Origin of the sequence: Clostridioides sp. ES-S-0054-01 (assembly GCA_021561035.1) — a bacterium.
Classification (GTDB): Bacteria; Bacillota; Clostridia; order Peptostreptococcales; family Peptostreptococcaceae; genus Clostridioides.
Window position 1 is genome coordinate 3,514,314 of record CP067346.1, and the last position, 15,381, is coordinate 3,529,694.

A 15,381-nucleotide genomic window follows, 5' to 3' on the forward strand; every position below is an offset into this window, starting at 1 on the left:
AACTTATATATGTTTAATATTTACAAAGATACTATTTTTTATTTATTATTTACTTACTATTATTGATATAATTTATTTAATTTCTTTAACATCTCTATTTCAAGCATTATTTTCATTAAATGATAGTTGAATACAGGACTTTCTTCTTCATCTATATTCCAATCCAATTCATCCACATTATATATTTTCTTAAGGTATTTATATGTATGCTCTTTTAAATAAAGTTTATTTTCAAGTAACTCTATAGATTGCATATGAAAATGGATTTCTCTACATATCCTTAAGGCATTCTCAATTTTTTCTATATTAGTCTCGCTCAAACTATAATCCAACTCATCAATAAGTTTTGAATATATTTCTTCCAATTTTTCTACTTCTTCTTCAAATTTCTCGACATTTAAATTTTCTTTTCTGAGTATTTTATCTTCAATAAGTAACATTGAAAGTTCTTCTATCTTTTTAAACTCATCTATAACACTATTTAGATAATTTGGTCTAGCTACATAATAATTAACAAGTACCCCAAACAAAACACCTACAGACGTATCTAATACCCTATGTAAAGAATAAGATACAGGGTCACTATTTCCTACACCTAGATGTATAGCCAGAAAAGTTACACATGCAACTACTACTGACTTTATTTTAAATAAATTGCATAAATATATTGCGCACATTACTCCTAGACCGCATAAAAACGGGTCCCCAGCTTTAGTGATGGCAAATATGAATCCTATTATACCACCTAAAATAGTACCTTCCACTCTATTGATTCCCGTCTTTAGAGAACCTTTTACTGTATCTTGAACAGAAATTATACATGCTACTAGAGAATAAAACATATTCTCAACTAAATAATCGCCAAGAAGCATACATAAAGTGACACTAATTCCTGTTTTTATAGTCCTCATACCCATCTTTTGAAGTTTCAAAGTTCCACCTCCTAAAAAGCATCTTCTATAAAATACGCATCCTCATATTTAGTATGTTCCTAGTATATCACAATTTTTTAAATTTACCCATTAATCATATTTTTTTATCAATTACTTATTAATTTAGACAATAAAAAAACTGCTTTAAAGCAGTTTTTTATCCTATCTCTACCATTTTACCTTCAATTGCAAAAATTATCTTTTCACATACATTTGTTATATGGTCTCCAATTCGTTCAAGGTATCTTCCTATAAGTAAAAGTTTTACCCCTTGGTCTATAGTATTCTTATTTTCATGCATTATTTTTAAACAATCAATTTGTACTTGTTCATATAAATCATCTACAATATCATCTTTAGTTCCAACATTATAAGCTATACTGGCATCAAATGAGATTAAAGCTTCTCTAGTATGAGACATCATATCTCTACATTCTTTTGCCATTTTAGGAATATCTATCAACTCTTTTATATAAGCTTCTCCACCTATCTTCAACATTTCTCTAGCTATATTTGCTGCATAATCTCCTATTCTTTCTAACTCTATCGATATATTCCCCAATGAATAGATAAATCTTAAATCCCTTGCCATTGGTTGCTTTAATACTATTAGCTCTATACTTTTATCTCTTATTTCTTCCCTTAATTTATTTATTTCTTCATCATCTTCTACTACTTTTCTTGCACCCTCTAAATCCTTCTCTATCATACAAGTCACAGACTTCTCTATTGCTTCTTCACATTTTTCTATCATAAGTACTGTTTGTTCTTTTAAAGTATCAATACTTATATCTAAGCTATTATTGACCATTGTCTAACTCCTTTATAGTTATATATTTTAACCAAATCTACCAGTTATATAATCTTCTGTTCTTTTATCTACAGGAGTGGTAAACATAGTTTTTGTATCGCTAAATTCTATAACCTCTCCATTTAAGAAAAAAGCTGTTTCATCTGATATACGAGCAGCTTGTTGCATATTATGTGTAACTATGACTATTGTGTAGTCTCTTTTTAAATCCTCTATAAGTTCCTCTACTTTTAATGTTGAAATTGGGTCTAAAGCAGATGTAGGTTCATCCATAAGAATAACTTCTGGTCTCATTGCAATTGCTCTTGCTATACATATACGCTGTTGTTGTCCACCAGAAAGTCCTAGTGCAGATGACTTAAGTCTATCTTTAACCTCATCCCAAATAGCTGCTCCTTTTAAGCTTTCTTCTACAATTTTATCTAATTGCTTCTTATCTCTTAGCCCCTGTGTACGAGGACCATATGCCACATTATCATATATACTCATCGGAAATGGATTTGGCTTTTGAAATACCATTCCAACTTTAGTACGGAGATTTATAACATCATCTGAAGTATATATATCTTCTCCATCAACAAAAATGTTTCCTTTAATTGTTACATCCTCTATTAGGTCATTCATTCTATTTAACGTCCTTATAAAAGTTGATTTCCCACATCCAGATGGACCTATTAAAGCAGTAACCTTATTCTCTTTTATATCCATATTTATTTTCTTTAGAGCTTGCTTATCACCATAAAATAAATCCAAATCTTTTACACTCATTTTTATCTTATCGATTAATTCCATTATTCACACCTCTTAAATTTAATAATTAGCCTTATTTAATTTCTTAGCAACAAATCTTGCTAACATGTTTAGTGCTAATACAATTACTATTAAAACAATTCCTATACTAGCTGCCGTCGCTATATCTCCACTCTCTTTAGTCAGTAAGTATGAGTGTACAGTTAATGTTCTTGCACTATCAAATATTCCTCCTGGCATCTTAGCTACAGTACCTGCTGTAAGTAATATTGCAGCTGACTCTCCAATTATACGACCAACTGATAAGATTACTCCAGATAAGATTCCTGGTATCGCACTTGGAAGTACTACCTTATATAAAGTTTGAAATTTTGTAGCTCCTAATGCTAATGATGATTCTCTATACGCTTGAGGAACTGTCTTTAAAGCTTCTTCTGTTGTACGAATTATTACTGGTAATATTATTATTGCAACTGTAAGCGAACCTGCAACTATTGAATACCCCATTTTTAATGTAACAACAAAGAAAATTCCTCCAAATAATCCATACACTATAGATGGTATCCCTGATAAACTTTCAGTTGCAAATCTTATAGCAGTAACTGCTTTTCCTTTTTTAGCATATTCTTGTAAATATATAGCAGCCAATATTCCTATAGGAGTTGCTACAACTATAGAAACTACTACAGTATATAATGTTGTAATTATCATTGGAAGTATACCACCATCACCTGATGCTGAATAATTGCTAAATAAGAAATTAAAATTCATGTTTCCAATTCCCTTTATAAATATAAATCCCACTATAACTACTAATGATACTATTGTAAATAGTGCTGATAGATATACTAATGACTTCAATAGATTCTCTTTGAACTTTCTCATCTTAATTTACCGCCTTATTTGAAAGTTTATTTAAAACTAAGTTTAAAATTAATATAAATGTAAACAATACTACTCCAGTTGCAAATAACATTTCTTGATGTGTACCAAATGCGTATCCCATTTCAAGTGCTATATTAGTTGTAAGTGGTCTTACACTATCTGTTATTGCAGTTGGCATAACTGGTGAGTTTCCTGCGACAAGTATTACTGCCATTGTTTCACCTAAAGCTCTTCCTACTCCTAACACTACTGCAGCCAATACTCCAGATTTCGCAGCAGGTAATACAACTTTGAATATTGTTTCTATTTTTGATGCACCAAGTGCTAATGAACCTTCTTTGTATGCTTTTGGTACTGCTCTTATTGCTGTTTCTGATACAGATATTATTGTCGGTAACATCATTACTGCTAGTACTATTACTATTGCCAACAAACTTTGACCTTTTGGAAGATTAAATATACTTTGTATCGTTGGAACTATCACTGCAAGACCAAATACACCATATAATACTGAAGGTATACCTGCTAAAAGTTCAACTGCTGGTGACATTATTTTTGCTAATCTTTTAGGTGCTACTTCTGCTATAAATACAGATGTTAATATACCAATTGGTACTCCTATCACAAGTGCTCCAAGTGTTGCAAATATTGATGCTACTATCATAGATGATATTCCAAATTTATTAGCAGAAGGAACCCAATCTACACCAGTTAAAAAGTCTATAAATGAGTATCCCTCAAATATAAATGGTCTTAGCCCTTTATAAAATACGAATCCTATTATCAAAAGTAAACTTGCAACTGCTACTAAAGCACTAAGTAGAAAAATATTTTTTGCTACTTTTTCAATTACGTATTTTGTTTTATTGCCATTATTGTCATTTTTTTCTAAACCTACTAATCTAGATTTTACTATCATAATATCCTCCCATTAAAATATACTTATCGATTTTCGTTCTGTATTCAAAATTTAAATTTTTATAATTCATCTTCATCAAATTTCCTGTACTTTTATTCTACTTTTTTTAAGTTAAATCTATATTAGGATTAAGTTAAGCAAGTGTAAAATTATATTCACTTTTTTAACATTAATTTTACTTTTAAAACTATATTTGAAATTTACTTTACATATAACGGTGTTTTGCTATATTAAAATAGCAGATATAGGTAATAATACGCTTTATGCGTAATTTATTACCTATATCTGCTATTAAGATTTGTTAACTAAATTTAACTTTTATACTACATATATAATTATTATCTATGTCACTATTATTTTCATCAAATTGTTATGATACTTGATATTTACAATAGGTCAGAAAGGTTTAGCAACATAATATCTAAAATTACCAAATCAAATTCATCTAAGTTTCAAATGGAAACCTTAAAATAATAGCTTAAGTAAATATCTTTTTAAACAATAAAACTGAATGTAAGTTAAACGTCAGTTAAACCCAGAAAAACAGGCTTTGACAGTTAAATTTCAGTCAGCTATTTTACAATAATTTCGTTTAAATATCGCTAAAGTTGCACATTTTTTATACTTATTAACGCTCATTAATATATGTTCATTATTCCTTATTAAAATAATATCCTGCTCCTCTTATTGTTATAATCTTTTGAGGATTTTTATAATCTTTCTCTATTTTCTTTCTTAATCCATTCACTGCAACTACCACACTATAATTATCCTCTAAGTATTCATTCATCCATACATGTTCATATATCTCTTTAGTAGTTAAAGTCTTTTCAGGATTCTCTATAAAAAAGTTTAATAACTTATTTTCTGTTGGAGTCAATTTTATTATTTTATCTTCTAACTTTATTACTCCACTAGTTCTATTATATTCCTCTAACTTTGTATTATTTTCATTATTATTTACATATAAATTCATTCTTCTTAAAATAGCTTTTACTTTTGCATATAATATTTCTAAATTTAAAGGCTTAATTAAATAATCGTCTCCACCAGAATTTAATGCATTTAAAATGCTTTGGTCTTCATTTATGTAAGTCATATATACAATTGGACATGTAGTTACATTTCTAATTTTTTTACAAAGAGTCCATCCATCACCATCAGGTAAAATTATTTCTAAAAATATTAAATCATATTTATTACTAAATATTTTTTCAATAGCTTCTTCACAATTATATGCTAAATCTATATTTATCCCTTTTCCTTCTAAAAAGTTTTTCAATTCCTGGCAATTATTTTTATCTTCATCTATTATCAATATCTTAGTTTGCATTATAATCACTCCTAAATATCATTATTCTTTTATATTAAATAACCCATTATTATGAAAAACATAGATTTAGTTTTATTGTAAAAACAGTTCCTTTTCCTAACTCTGAATCTACAAAAATTTCTCCATCATGTTCTTTCACAATGGACTTTACAACATATAACCCTAACCCTTGACCTGTTCAAATGTCAGCATCTCTTGATGTAAAGAATCGTTCAAATATCTTTGACATATTTTCTAATCTAAGACCAATCTCTCTATCTTGTGATGTAAATTCTTGTAGACTATGTACTCTATTTTGTACCTCATTTGATTTTTGATTTATCGCAGATAGATAAGCTTTTGTCTCTTCATCTACACGAATATTACCAACCTTATATTATATATTTTTATCTTCGAGAATACTGGTTCTTTGTTTTCAGCTAAAAATCACCAAATTTTTTCTTCTTCATGTTCATAATTAGATAAAAACATTATAGATATGTTAACCTTTTCTTTTATATCATTGTACATTTCATATCCATCTATATCTGGCAATACAATATCCATAATTATACAATCTAAAACTATGTTTTCTACTATATTTATAGAATCCTTTAGCAGTCTCTGATGTATATACATTACTCCACTCCATTCAAAAATATTTTAATCATAGTCTCAAGTTTTTATTATTACAAATTATAATGTTTTATTTTTATATAACTAGTATTATCATTTTATAATATTTTTACAAACTAGACTATAATACTTAAGTACTTTTGAATAATTCTTGAATATTATATTAAATATTAAGATTCATTATTAAATACTAATCAAAGTCTCCGATTGTTGGAAAATGGAGCTTAAAGTCGTTTTATCTTATAAATCTATTGTTTTTCTAGAAACTTGTCCATTAGTGAGTTTGAGTATTGATTTATATGATTTATATGGTTATAATATAAAATAAATTGTATTATTTTGGTAAATATATTGTTACAAAAAGTTTACATTCTATATCCTAATGTTTATAAAAACGTTATTTTCTTATTATAATTGTATTATACTTTTTAAAAAATTTCCCTTTTCCAACAAATGGCTACTTTAAAATTCAAAATTTAACTTATTAATATAAATCTAACTACTAATACTATTATTTTCAAATTTCACAATATTCTTGTTAATTTTAAAACAAAAAAGGCTATGCAATATAAAGATTATATTCATAGCCGGTTGCACCATTAACTCCATATATCTCTAGATGCCCAATAATAAGATATACTTCTCAGTTTCTAAAATATTTTTATTAAAAATCTTTAATATGTTTTAGTAAATTTCCTTTTTATTCTAACATTGTAATATTATTTTGTCAATATTTCCATATTCTTTAGGTATAACATACTAAAATATATATTATCTCTAAAAATATTTATATTTCTATATCCAAGAATAGACAATACCCTGCAAGTTATAGCAACATTTTTATGAGCTTACCTTGCAGGGTACATATATTTATTTTACATTAAATATTCATTTTATTGATTAACTTTAATAAATCCTTTCTCTGAAACAAGTGCTTGTCCTTCATCACTCAATATATAGTCTATTAAAGCTTTACCTTTTTCTGATAAACCATCTTCTTTATTAACTAGTATAAATGGTCTTGATATCGGATATTTGTTAGCTATTACATTTTCGTCAGTTGCTTCAACATCATTTACTTTTAAACTATTTACTTTCTCATCAACATATCCAAATGATATATATCCTATAGCATTTTCATTGCCTTCAACTGTAGTTTTTATATTTCCTGAACCATCACTTATTTGTGCATCTTTAGTTAATTCTTCTGACTCAAATCCTACAATTTCTTGGAATCCATCTCTAGTTCCTGAACCTTCTTCTCTTGATACTATTACTATTGGCGCATCCTTTCCTCCCACTTCTTTCCAGTTAGTTATCTTTCCTGTATATATACCTTTAACTTGGTCCATTGTTAGATTTTTTACTGGGTTAGCAGTATTAGTTATCAATGCTATACCATCTATTGCTATCTTAGATTCCTTCAATCCAGCACTTTTTTCTTCATCTTTTAAATCTCTTGAGCTCATTCCTATTTCAGATGTTCCTTCTATGGCATTTTTTATACCTCCAGAAGAACCAATTTGTTGTACTTCTACACTAACACCTTGATTTTTTCCCTGAAACTTTTCTGCGATAGTTTCCATAAGAGGACCTATTGAAGTTGAACCTGAAACAGAAACTTTACTTGAATCACCTGAACCTCCTGAATTAGAACCACATCCTACTGCTAAAGCTCCAACTAGCATTGTACTAGCTAAAAGAACTCCTATTTTCTTTTTAAACATTTTACTTACCCCCGCTTATATTTTAATTTTTTTGTTTTCATATTATCCATGTTTTAATGATACATAATTTTTGTTAAATAAATATTAGAGCGAGGTTAAGTAAGTGTAAACATTGTTAAATACATGTAAATATTTTATTTTATATAGTATATTTGAAATTATATTAAATTTTTTAAGTAACCTTTAGGGTATAGAAGTATGTGAGTATAGCATACTTGTCTAATATTATTACAAGTTTTTACTTAATTCATTAATCTATTTATATATTATAGCTCTTTTTCCAGTCTATTAACTAAACTAGAAAATACATTTAAAGCTTCTTCTATAGATTCTTTTTTCGTCATATCCACACCAGCAGATTTTAATTGTTCTAAAGGATACTCTGACCCTCCACTTTTTAAGAAGTTTATATATCTATCTACAGCAGTACTTCCTTCTGAAAGTATCTGTTGACTTAAAGCACTTGCAGCAGAAAATCCTGTAGCATACTTATACACATAGAAATTTGAATAAAAATGAGGAATTCTAGCCCATTCTATTCCTATTTGTTTATCTACTATTGCAGATTTTCCGTAATACTTTTCATTTAATTTGTAGTATATGTCAGTAAATTCATCAGCAGTAAGTGGTTCTTTGCTCTCTACCCTTTCATGTACAATCTTTTCAAACTCAGCAAACATAGTTTGTCTATGAACTGTAGTTCTAAATTGTTCTAAATAGTAATTTAATAGGTATACAGTTTCATCTTTAGACTTAGAATTTTCTAATAAATAATTTATAAGAAGTAATTCATTAAGTGTAGACGCAACTTCTGCAACGAATATCTTATAGTCTGAATATAAAAATGGTTGACTTGTTCTTGAATAATGACTATGGACAGAGTGACCTAATTCATGGATTAAAGTAAATAGAGAATTAAGGTCATTTTTATAGCTCATTAATATATAAGGATGAGAATCATAACTTCCCCAAGAATAAGCTCCTCCTTTTTTACCTTCATTATCATATACATCAATCCAACCTTCGTCAAAAGCACTTTTTATAACCTTCAAGTATTCTTCTCCTAAAGGCTTAAGTGCCTCTAATATGATATCCTGTGCCTTATCATATGGTATATCCATGTCAAATTTATCTGTCAAAGGAACATACAAATCATACATGTGTATTTCATTCAATCCTAAAAATTTCTTTTTAAGCTCAACATACTTATTTAAAGTAGGAAGACTTGCATCTATAGCTGATATAAGATTATTGTAGACATCTAAACTTACATCATCTGAAAATAAAGACGCTTCTATTGCTGAATTATACTTTCTAGTTTTTGCGTAAAATATCTCTGACTTTATTCCACCATAAAGTGTTGATGCAAATGTATTTTTATATTTCTCATAAGTTGAAAATTCACCTTCAAAAGCATCTTTTCTAACTCTACTATTTTTACTTTTTATAAATAAAGAGTAGTTTGAATGAGAAAGCTTGACCTTATTACCTTCTTCATCTTCTATCTCAGGAAATTCCATATCTGCATATGCTAACATATCGTATACATTTTCTGGAACTGTTGATAATTCTGATGTGGCTGCAAGTATTTCTTCTTCTCGTTCACTCAAAGTATGTGGTTTATCTCTTAATATATCCTTTATATATTTTGTATAAAAAGATAACTTCTCATCTTTTAAATATTCACTTAACCTATTCTCTTCTATAGCCAGGATTTCTGGTACTATATAAGAAGTAGCCACACCCAAATCAGTAGATAGCATTTCTGTCTTAGTAGCTCTTCCTTGATTATCATTAATTCTAGTATCTTCGTGTTGTTTCATATGAGTATATACATATAAATTTTGAACAATTCTAGACGCATTTTCAGAGATATTTAATACTTTATACAAATTCTCCTTACTCTCAGAAAGCTTCCCCTTATATTCTTTTACCTCTTGGATAAGATTTTTTACTTTGCTTATATCTTTTTCAATTTCCTCTTTACTAGAGTACATCTTATCTATCTTCCATTTATACTTTTCTTCTATCGTACTTCTATCAGTTCCCATATCATACACCTCTATTTTTATTTGTTTTATATTTTATTACTTTACAAAATATATTGTATATATTTTAGTCCAAATAATCTACATTTATTACTCCTTCTATCATATTTATTTCTTTCATAACATCGTGTAAGTATATTCTTTTATCATAGGATACAAAAAAATTTACCTTCCAGTATTCTTCATTACGACATTCTATTTCCATGTTTCTTACAATAAGTTGATTTTTTTCAAATTTATCATATAAAAAAGGTATAGAATCCAAATTGCTTAATTTTAATATCAATACATTTTTTTCTTGGCTAAATAAAAATGTATTGATTATCCTAAGCACAAATAATGCTATCATTACAAATAATCCACCTAAAATTGATAATTCATAATAACCATAACCCACTGCTATACCAATACATGCAGTTGCCCACATTCCAGCAGCTGTAGTAAGCCCTTTTACTCCACCTTTATTTTTTAAAATTGCTCCTGCACCTAAAAAACCAATTCCAGATAATACTTGAGCAGGCATTCTTGCTGGGTCAGCATTTGTATACAAATTATAATCAAAAAATAATCGAATCGAAGTTATTGAAACAATACAAGAACCTATTGCAATTAATATATGTGTCCTAAAGCCTGCAAACTGTCTTATTTTTTCTCTCTCTAGACCTATTATTCCTCCTATTATTAAAGCTAATAGTAACCTTATTGCTATCTCCTTACTTCCTATATCAATCATAATATAAAACCCTCCTGACTTAATCACATCTTATGCCCTACAGATAATTTACACATCAGAAATACTATTTTATATCTTAATATTATTATTAATATATGTAAAATATAGCCATCTGTTAATTTTTGATACAAAAAAACCCACAACTGTGGGCTATTTGCTTAGGTACATGTATTTATTTATTAATATATCTATTTTCTTACTCGATTCTACTAACTCTTCTTGAAATATTTCTGGATATTCTATGTATGTATTTATCTCTTCCCTAACTGCTTCAATCTCATTTTTTAACACTTCTAATTCATTGTTCGCCATAATAATCACCACTATTACAAATTTGTATATTTTTATATACATTTTATCAAACAATATTATATTTTGTCAATATTATGTCAATAAAACTTACTATAAAAATGTTTTAATTTAGGTATTGTATACCTAGATACTAAACCTACAAACATACCAGTTACTAATGACGCCATTAACATAAATGGTAAGTATCCTATAGCAAGTATATTTTCTATAATTAAACTTGCAACTAATAATTGACCTATATTATGCCCTATTGCACCTATAATGCTTATCCCTATCAGCGATAAATCTTTTATTTTACTTGCTAAATACATAAATAAAAGACTTAGATAAGCTCCTCCTATACTGAATAGTAGATATGATAAAGGGCCTGCGAATATTGATGACAAAATTACCCTGATAGTAACAATTATAACAGTATCTTTGACACCTAACAACATTAATGAAATTAAAGTTATAATATTGCTCAAACCTAATTTTGCCCCTGGAAATATAACTATAAGAGGATTTGGTATATATGTCTCTAGTACGTATAAAGCTAAACTATATCCTATCATAAGACCTAAAAAAGTCATTTTTCTAGTTTTCATTAAGTTAACTCCTTCAAATTTTATCTATCATCTTACATTATAATACAAAATATATAAAAACACCTAATTTAAACTAAAATATTTTTTAATCTATTTAAAATAAATATTAGTTATTTCAACGTGCAATTGACTCTATAATTCTTGACTTTTTGTATCATACTTGTTACAATTTTAATGATAATGAATTTCATTAGGAGGTGTTAATAATGACTGTTTATGATTTAAAAATAGGAGAAAAAGGACTTATTAATAGCATAGATGGAGACATTAAATTATCTAAAAGATTACTTGCACTTGGATGTATAAATAGTACTGAAATAGAAGTTAAAAAGGTTGCCCCATTTGGAGACCCAATTATAATTAGATTTAGAGGTTTTGACCTTGCGATTAGAAAATCTGATGCTAAAAATATTTCTTTACAATAATAGAGGAGGAGCTACCTGTGATTAATGTAGCATTATTAGGAAACCCAAATGTCGGTAAAACTACTGTTTTTAACATACTTACAGGTTCAAATCAATATGTAGGTAACTGGCCTGGTGTTACTATAGAAAAAAAAGAAGGATTTCTTGGGAAAGAAATAAAAGTTGTCGATTTACCTGGTATATATGCAATGGATACTTTCTCAAATGAAGAAAAGGTTTCTAAATCATATTTAGAAAATGAAGATGTCGATGTAATAGTAAATGTAGTTGATGCCTCTAATTTATCGAGAAACCTTTACTTAACAACTCAACTTATGCAGTTTAACAAGCCTATAGTGATACTGCTTAATATGTTAGACATTGCAGAATCTAAAGGAGTTAATATAGATGCTAAAAAACTAGGCGAAGAACTTGGAGTAATTGTTGTTCCAATTATAGCAAAAAAGAAAAATGGTGTTGATAGGATAGAAGAAGAAATTAAGGGAGCTACACAAAAAGCTTTTATATATCAAAAAAACTTTGGAAGTGAAACAGAAACATATAAAAAATTAGAATCCATTTTATCAAGATGTACAAAAACTACATATACACAGAGAAAATCTATCAGTGATAAAATAGACAATATAGTTTTAAATCCTATATTAGCATATCCGATATTTATTGGTATATTGTTCCTCTTATTTAAATTTACCTTTGATTGGGTTGGAGGACCACTACAAGAAGGATTTGCTAGTCTTATAGAAGCTTATATTTCTGCACCTGTTAGTGATATATTATCTAACTCTAGTCCATGGTTTAAATCGCTTATAGTTGATGGAATAATTGGAGGTGTTGGTGGCACTTTACCATTTTTCCCTTTAATATTTACATTGTTCTTTGGTATATCGTTGTTTGAAGATAGTGGATATATGTCAAGAACAGCATTTTTAATGGATAAGGTTATGAGAAAAGTTGGTCTATCTGGTAAAGCATTTATACCTATAGTTATGGGAATGGGATGTTCTTCTCCAGCTATAATGGCAACTAGAACATTGGAAAGTGAAAAGGATAGAAGAGTTACAGCTCTTATTGCACCACTTATGACTTGTGGAGCAAAGTTACCTATCTATGCACTATTTGTAGCTATATTCTTTCCACATAATGCTGCTTTAGTAACTACATCACTGTACTTAGTTGGTATAATTATGGCAATTGTAGTTGCATTATTCTTAAATAAAACAGCATTTAAAACAGAGGCTGAACCATTTATATTAGAATTGCCAGAATATAGAATACCTACTATAGATGCACTTATTAAAAATACATGGAATAAATCAAAAGGCTTCTTGATAAGAGTTATTACTGTCATGTTTGCAATGTCAGTCTTAATTTGGGGACTTTCTTCATTCAATGTTTTTGGATATACAGAGGATATAAATGTAAGCTTCTTGGCTACTCTAGGGCATATTATATCTCCTATATTCAAACCTCTTGGTTTTGATGATTGGAGGACTTCAGTTGCCATTTTAAGTGGTCTTGGAGCAAAAGAAATTGTAGTAAACTCTTTAAATATACTATATGGTAATCTAACTGTTGTCTTGCCAACAATATTTAATGGAATTACTGCATATACTTTCTTGATATTTACTGCTTTATATACTCCATGTATAGCCGCACTTGCAACTATGAAAAAAGAATACGGCAATAAAATGATGTTTGCATCATTTGCATATCAATTTATACTAGCATGGATAATGGCTTTTATAGTTAAAAGTATAGGTGGAGTATTGTTTATGGGTAATTCAATAATGGAGGCTTTGATAGGTGGAATAATTATAGTCCTTGCACTTTTTATTTTATTTAATAAATTCAAGTCCACAAAAAACGGAAGTGGCTGTAGTGGATGTTCTGCTTGCTCTGGATGTCCAAATGCTAATTCTTGCTCAGGTGAGGAAGACAGTAATAAAAAAAGTAGTATACACTAATATGTAAATATTTTAGTTTAAAATAACATAGAAGATGGTGTCTCGAGAAAAAGGCTTATCTCTTTTCTAGTATAATCCCCTTATAGTAGACATTTAAATAAAAGGCTATTATAATAGGTCTAAAAAGCGTATACTCTAAGGGGGTTTTTCTATGTCTAAAAAACACAAAAAATATAGCAAAGAACTTAAACTAAAAGCTGTAAACTTATATATAAAAGAAGGATACTCATCATACAAAATTGCTGAGATGCTGAATATAAGAAGCAAAACACAAGTTCAAAACTGGGTAAAAGATTATAAAAATAAAGGTAAAACTGCGTTTAATGATGAAACTAGGGGCAGATTTAAAAATATTAGTCTAGAAAATGATAATAGAAAATTTAAATCTGTTGAAGAAGAATTGAAGTACTTACGCATGGAGAATGAATTCTTAAAAAAGTTAAGTACCCTATTGGACAAGTCAAAGTAAGCGATAAATTTAAAACAATTAAACTTATGTCTAGGAAGTATAGTATTTCTAGTATGTGTAAGTTGATAGGTGTGTCAAGAAGCGGTTACTATAAATGGCTAAGTTATTCTAAAAAATCTTCCGATAGGGGTATCAAAGATAGAATTATTAAGGATTATATAATTGAAATACATAAAAAATATAGAGGAACTTACGGTAGAAAAAGAATTTGTACTTATTTAAATAAAATACTTGATAGCCCTATTAATCATAAGAGAGTATATAGGTTGATGAAAGAACTAGGTATTAAATCTATTATTAGAAAGAAAGTATATAGACGTAAGTTTAAATCATATGAGATATATGATAATATATTAAATCGTGAATTTAGAGCTAATCAACCATTAGAAAAAATTTGTATGGATATAACATACATACCTATCGGTAAAAAATTCTTATATATGAATGTAGCCAAAGATTTATTTAATGGTGAAATAGTGGCATATGAGATAAGTACAAAAATGGATACTAAATTAGTTAATAATACAGTAAATCAACTAATAAATATGAATTTAGCTAAAGATTGTATTTTACATACAGATCAAGGTTCACAATATACAAGTAGATCTTACTCTAAAAGGCTTAAGGATAATGGTATTATACAATCAATGTCCCGAAAGGGCAACTGCTGGGATAATGCTCCTATAGAAAGTTTTTTCAGTCATTTTAAATCTGAATTAATATATTTAATTGATACTACAGATCCAAAGAAAATGATTAGTCTAATAAATGATTATATTTATTTTTATAATAATGAAAGAATACAATTAAAAAACGGAATGAGTCCGATTGAATATCGAACTCATTGTGCGTAAAGATAGCCTTTTTTAAG

General features: G+C 28.1%; 15 protein-coding genes, 2 pseudogenes and 1 riboswitch. Of the genes and pseudogenes, 4 read left to right on the forward strand and 13 right to left on the reverse strand.

Annotated features, from left to right (window positions below; all coding sequences use genetic code 11):
* Nucleotides 1–59: 59 nt before the first annotated feature.
* The 13 genes and pseudogenes from JJC02_16025 to JJC02_16085 form a co-directional block, all read right to left on the reverse strand.
* Entirely contained in the window at nt 60–932 is an 873-nt protein-coding gene (locus JJC02_16025) for an FUSC family protein (protein ID UDN54360.1), read from the reverse strand.
* Between the two features lie 157 nt (nt 933–1,089).
* A complete protein-coding gene (gene phoU, locus JJC02_16030) occupies nt 1,090–1,743 on the reverse strand; it encodes a phosphate signaling complex protein PhoU (protein UDN54361.1) in 654 nt (217 codons plus the stop codon).
* A gap of 27 nt (nt 1,744–1,770) precedes the next feature.
* On the reverse strand, nt 1,771–2,535 hold the full coding sequence (gene pstB, locus JJC02_16035; GenBank protein UDN54362.1) for a phosphate ABC transporter ATP-binding protein: 765 nt from the start codon (nt 2,533–2,535) through the stop codon (nt 1,771–1,773).
* Between the two features lie 18 nt (nt 2,536–2,553).
* Nucleotides 2,554–3,378 (reverse strand): phosphate ABC transporter permease PstA, encoded by an 825-nt coding sequence (gene pstA / locus JJC02_16040; GenBank protein ID UDN54363.1) that lies wholly within the window; start codon nt 3,376–3,378, stop codon nt 2,554–2,556.
* A gap of 1 nt (nt 3,379) precedes the next feature.
* On the reverse strand, nt 3,380–4,297 hold the full coding sequence (gene pstC, locus JJC02_16045; GenBank protein UDN54364.1) for a phosphate ABC transporter permease subunit PstC: 918 nt from the start codon (nt 4,295–4,297) through the stop codon (nt 3,380–3,382).
* A 652-nt stretch (nt 4,298–4,949) separates the two neighbouring features.
* A complete protein-coding gene (locus JJC02_16050; protein ID UDN54365.1) occupies nt 4,950–5,630 on the reverse strand; it encodes a response regulator transcription factor in 681 nt (226 codons plus the stop codon).
* Between the two features lie 49 nt (nt 5,631–5,679).
* Nucleotides 5,680–5,991, reverse strand: a pseudogene (locus tag JJC02_16055) (sensor histidine kinase).
* Nucleotides 5,982–6,261 (reverse strand): annotated as a pseudogene (locus JJC02_16060) (response regulator). The pseudogenes JJC02_16055 and JJC02_16060 overlap by 10 nt, the downstream one beginning before the upstream one ends.
* 560 nt (nt 6,262–6,821) lie before the next feature.
* Nucleotides 6,822–6,905: riboswitch (cyclic di-GMP riboswitch) on the reverse strand.
* 233 nt (nt 6,906–7,138) lie between these two features.
* Nucleotides 7,139–7,972 carry a phosphate ABC transporter substrate-binding protein gene (locus JJC02_16065; GenBank protein ID UDN54366.1) on the reverse strand — a complete coding sequence of 278 codons (834 nt, stop codon included), beginning with the start codon at nt 7,970–7,972 and terminating at the stop codon, nt 7,139–7,141.
* A gap of 266 nt (nt 7,973–8,238) precedes the next feature.
* Nucleotides 8,239–10,023 (reverse strand): oligoendopeptidase F, encoded by a 1,785-nt coding sequence (gene pepF, locus JJC02_16070; GenBank protein UDN54367.1) that lies wholly within the window; start codon nt 10,021–10,023, stop codon nt 8,239–8,241.
* Between the two features lie 64 nt (nt 10,024–10,087).
* On the reverse strand, nt 10,088–10,753 hold the full coding sequence (locus tag JJC02_16075) for an MgtC/SapB family protein (protein ID UDN54368.1): 666 nt from the start codon (nt 10,751–10,753) through the stop codon (nt 10,088–10,090).
* A 150-nt stretch (nt 10,754–10,903) separates the two neighbouring features.
* The gene (locus JJC02_16080) at nt 10,904–11,065 is read right to left on the reverse strand and encodes an aspartyl-phosphate phosphatase Spo0E family protein (GenBank protein UDN54369.1); all 162 of its coding nucleotides are present in this window, start codon (nt 11,063–11,065) and stop codon (nt 10,904–10,906) included.
* A 77-nt stretch (nt 11,066–11,142) separates the two neighbouring features.
* The gene (locus JJC02_16085; GenBank protein UDN54370.1) at nt 11,143–11,652 is read right to left on the reverse strand and encodes a Gx transporter family protein; all 510 of its coding nucleotides are present in this window, start codon (nt 11,650–11,652) and stop codon (nt 11,143–11,145) included.
* Between the two features lie 206 nt (nt 11,653–11,858).
* Between JJC02_16085 and JJC02_16090 the strand changes: the two genes are divergently transcribed.
* The 4 genes from JJC02_16090 (at nt 11,859) to JJC02_16105 (ending at nt 15,364) form a co-directional block, all read left to right on the forward strand.
* A complete protein-coding gene (locus JJC02_16090; GenBank protein UDN54371.1) occupies nt 11,859–12,077 on the forward strand; it encodes a ferrous iron transport protein A in 219 nt (72 codons plus the stop codon).
* Nucleotides 12,078–12,094: 17 nt separating this feature from the next.
* Nucleotides 12,095–14,041 (forward strand): ferrous iron transport protein B, encoded by a 1,947-nt coding sequence (feoB, locus tag JJC02_16095; GenBank protein UDN54372.1) that lies wholly within the window; start codon nt 12,095–12,097, stop codon nt 14,039–14,041.
* Between the two features lie 151 nt (nt 14,042–14,192).
* Nucleotides 14,193–14,510, forward strand: a complete 318-nt coding sequence (locus JJC02_16100) for a transposase (protein ID UDN54373.1) — start codon at nt 14,193–14,195, stop codon at nt 14,508–14,510.
* Nucleotides 14,468–15,364, forward strand: a complete 897-nt coding sequence (locus tag JJC02_16105) for an IS3 family transposase (protein ID UDN56443.1) — start codon at nt 14,468–14,470, stop codon at nt 15,362–15,364. The genes JJC02_16100 and JJC02_16105 overlap by 43 nt, the downstream gene beginning before the upstream one ends.
* Nucleotides 15,365–15,381 lie beyond the last annotated feature (17 nt).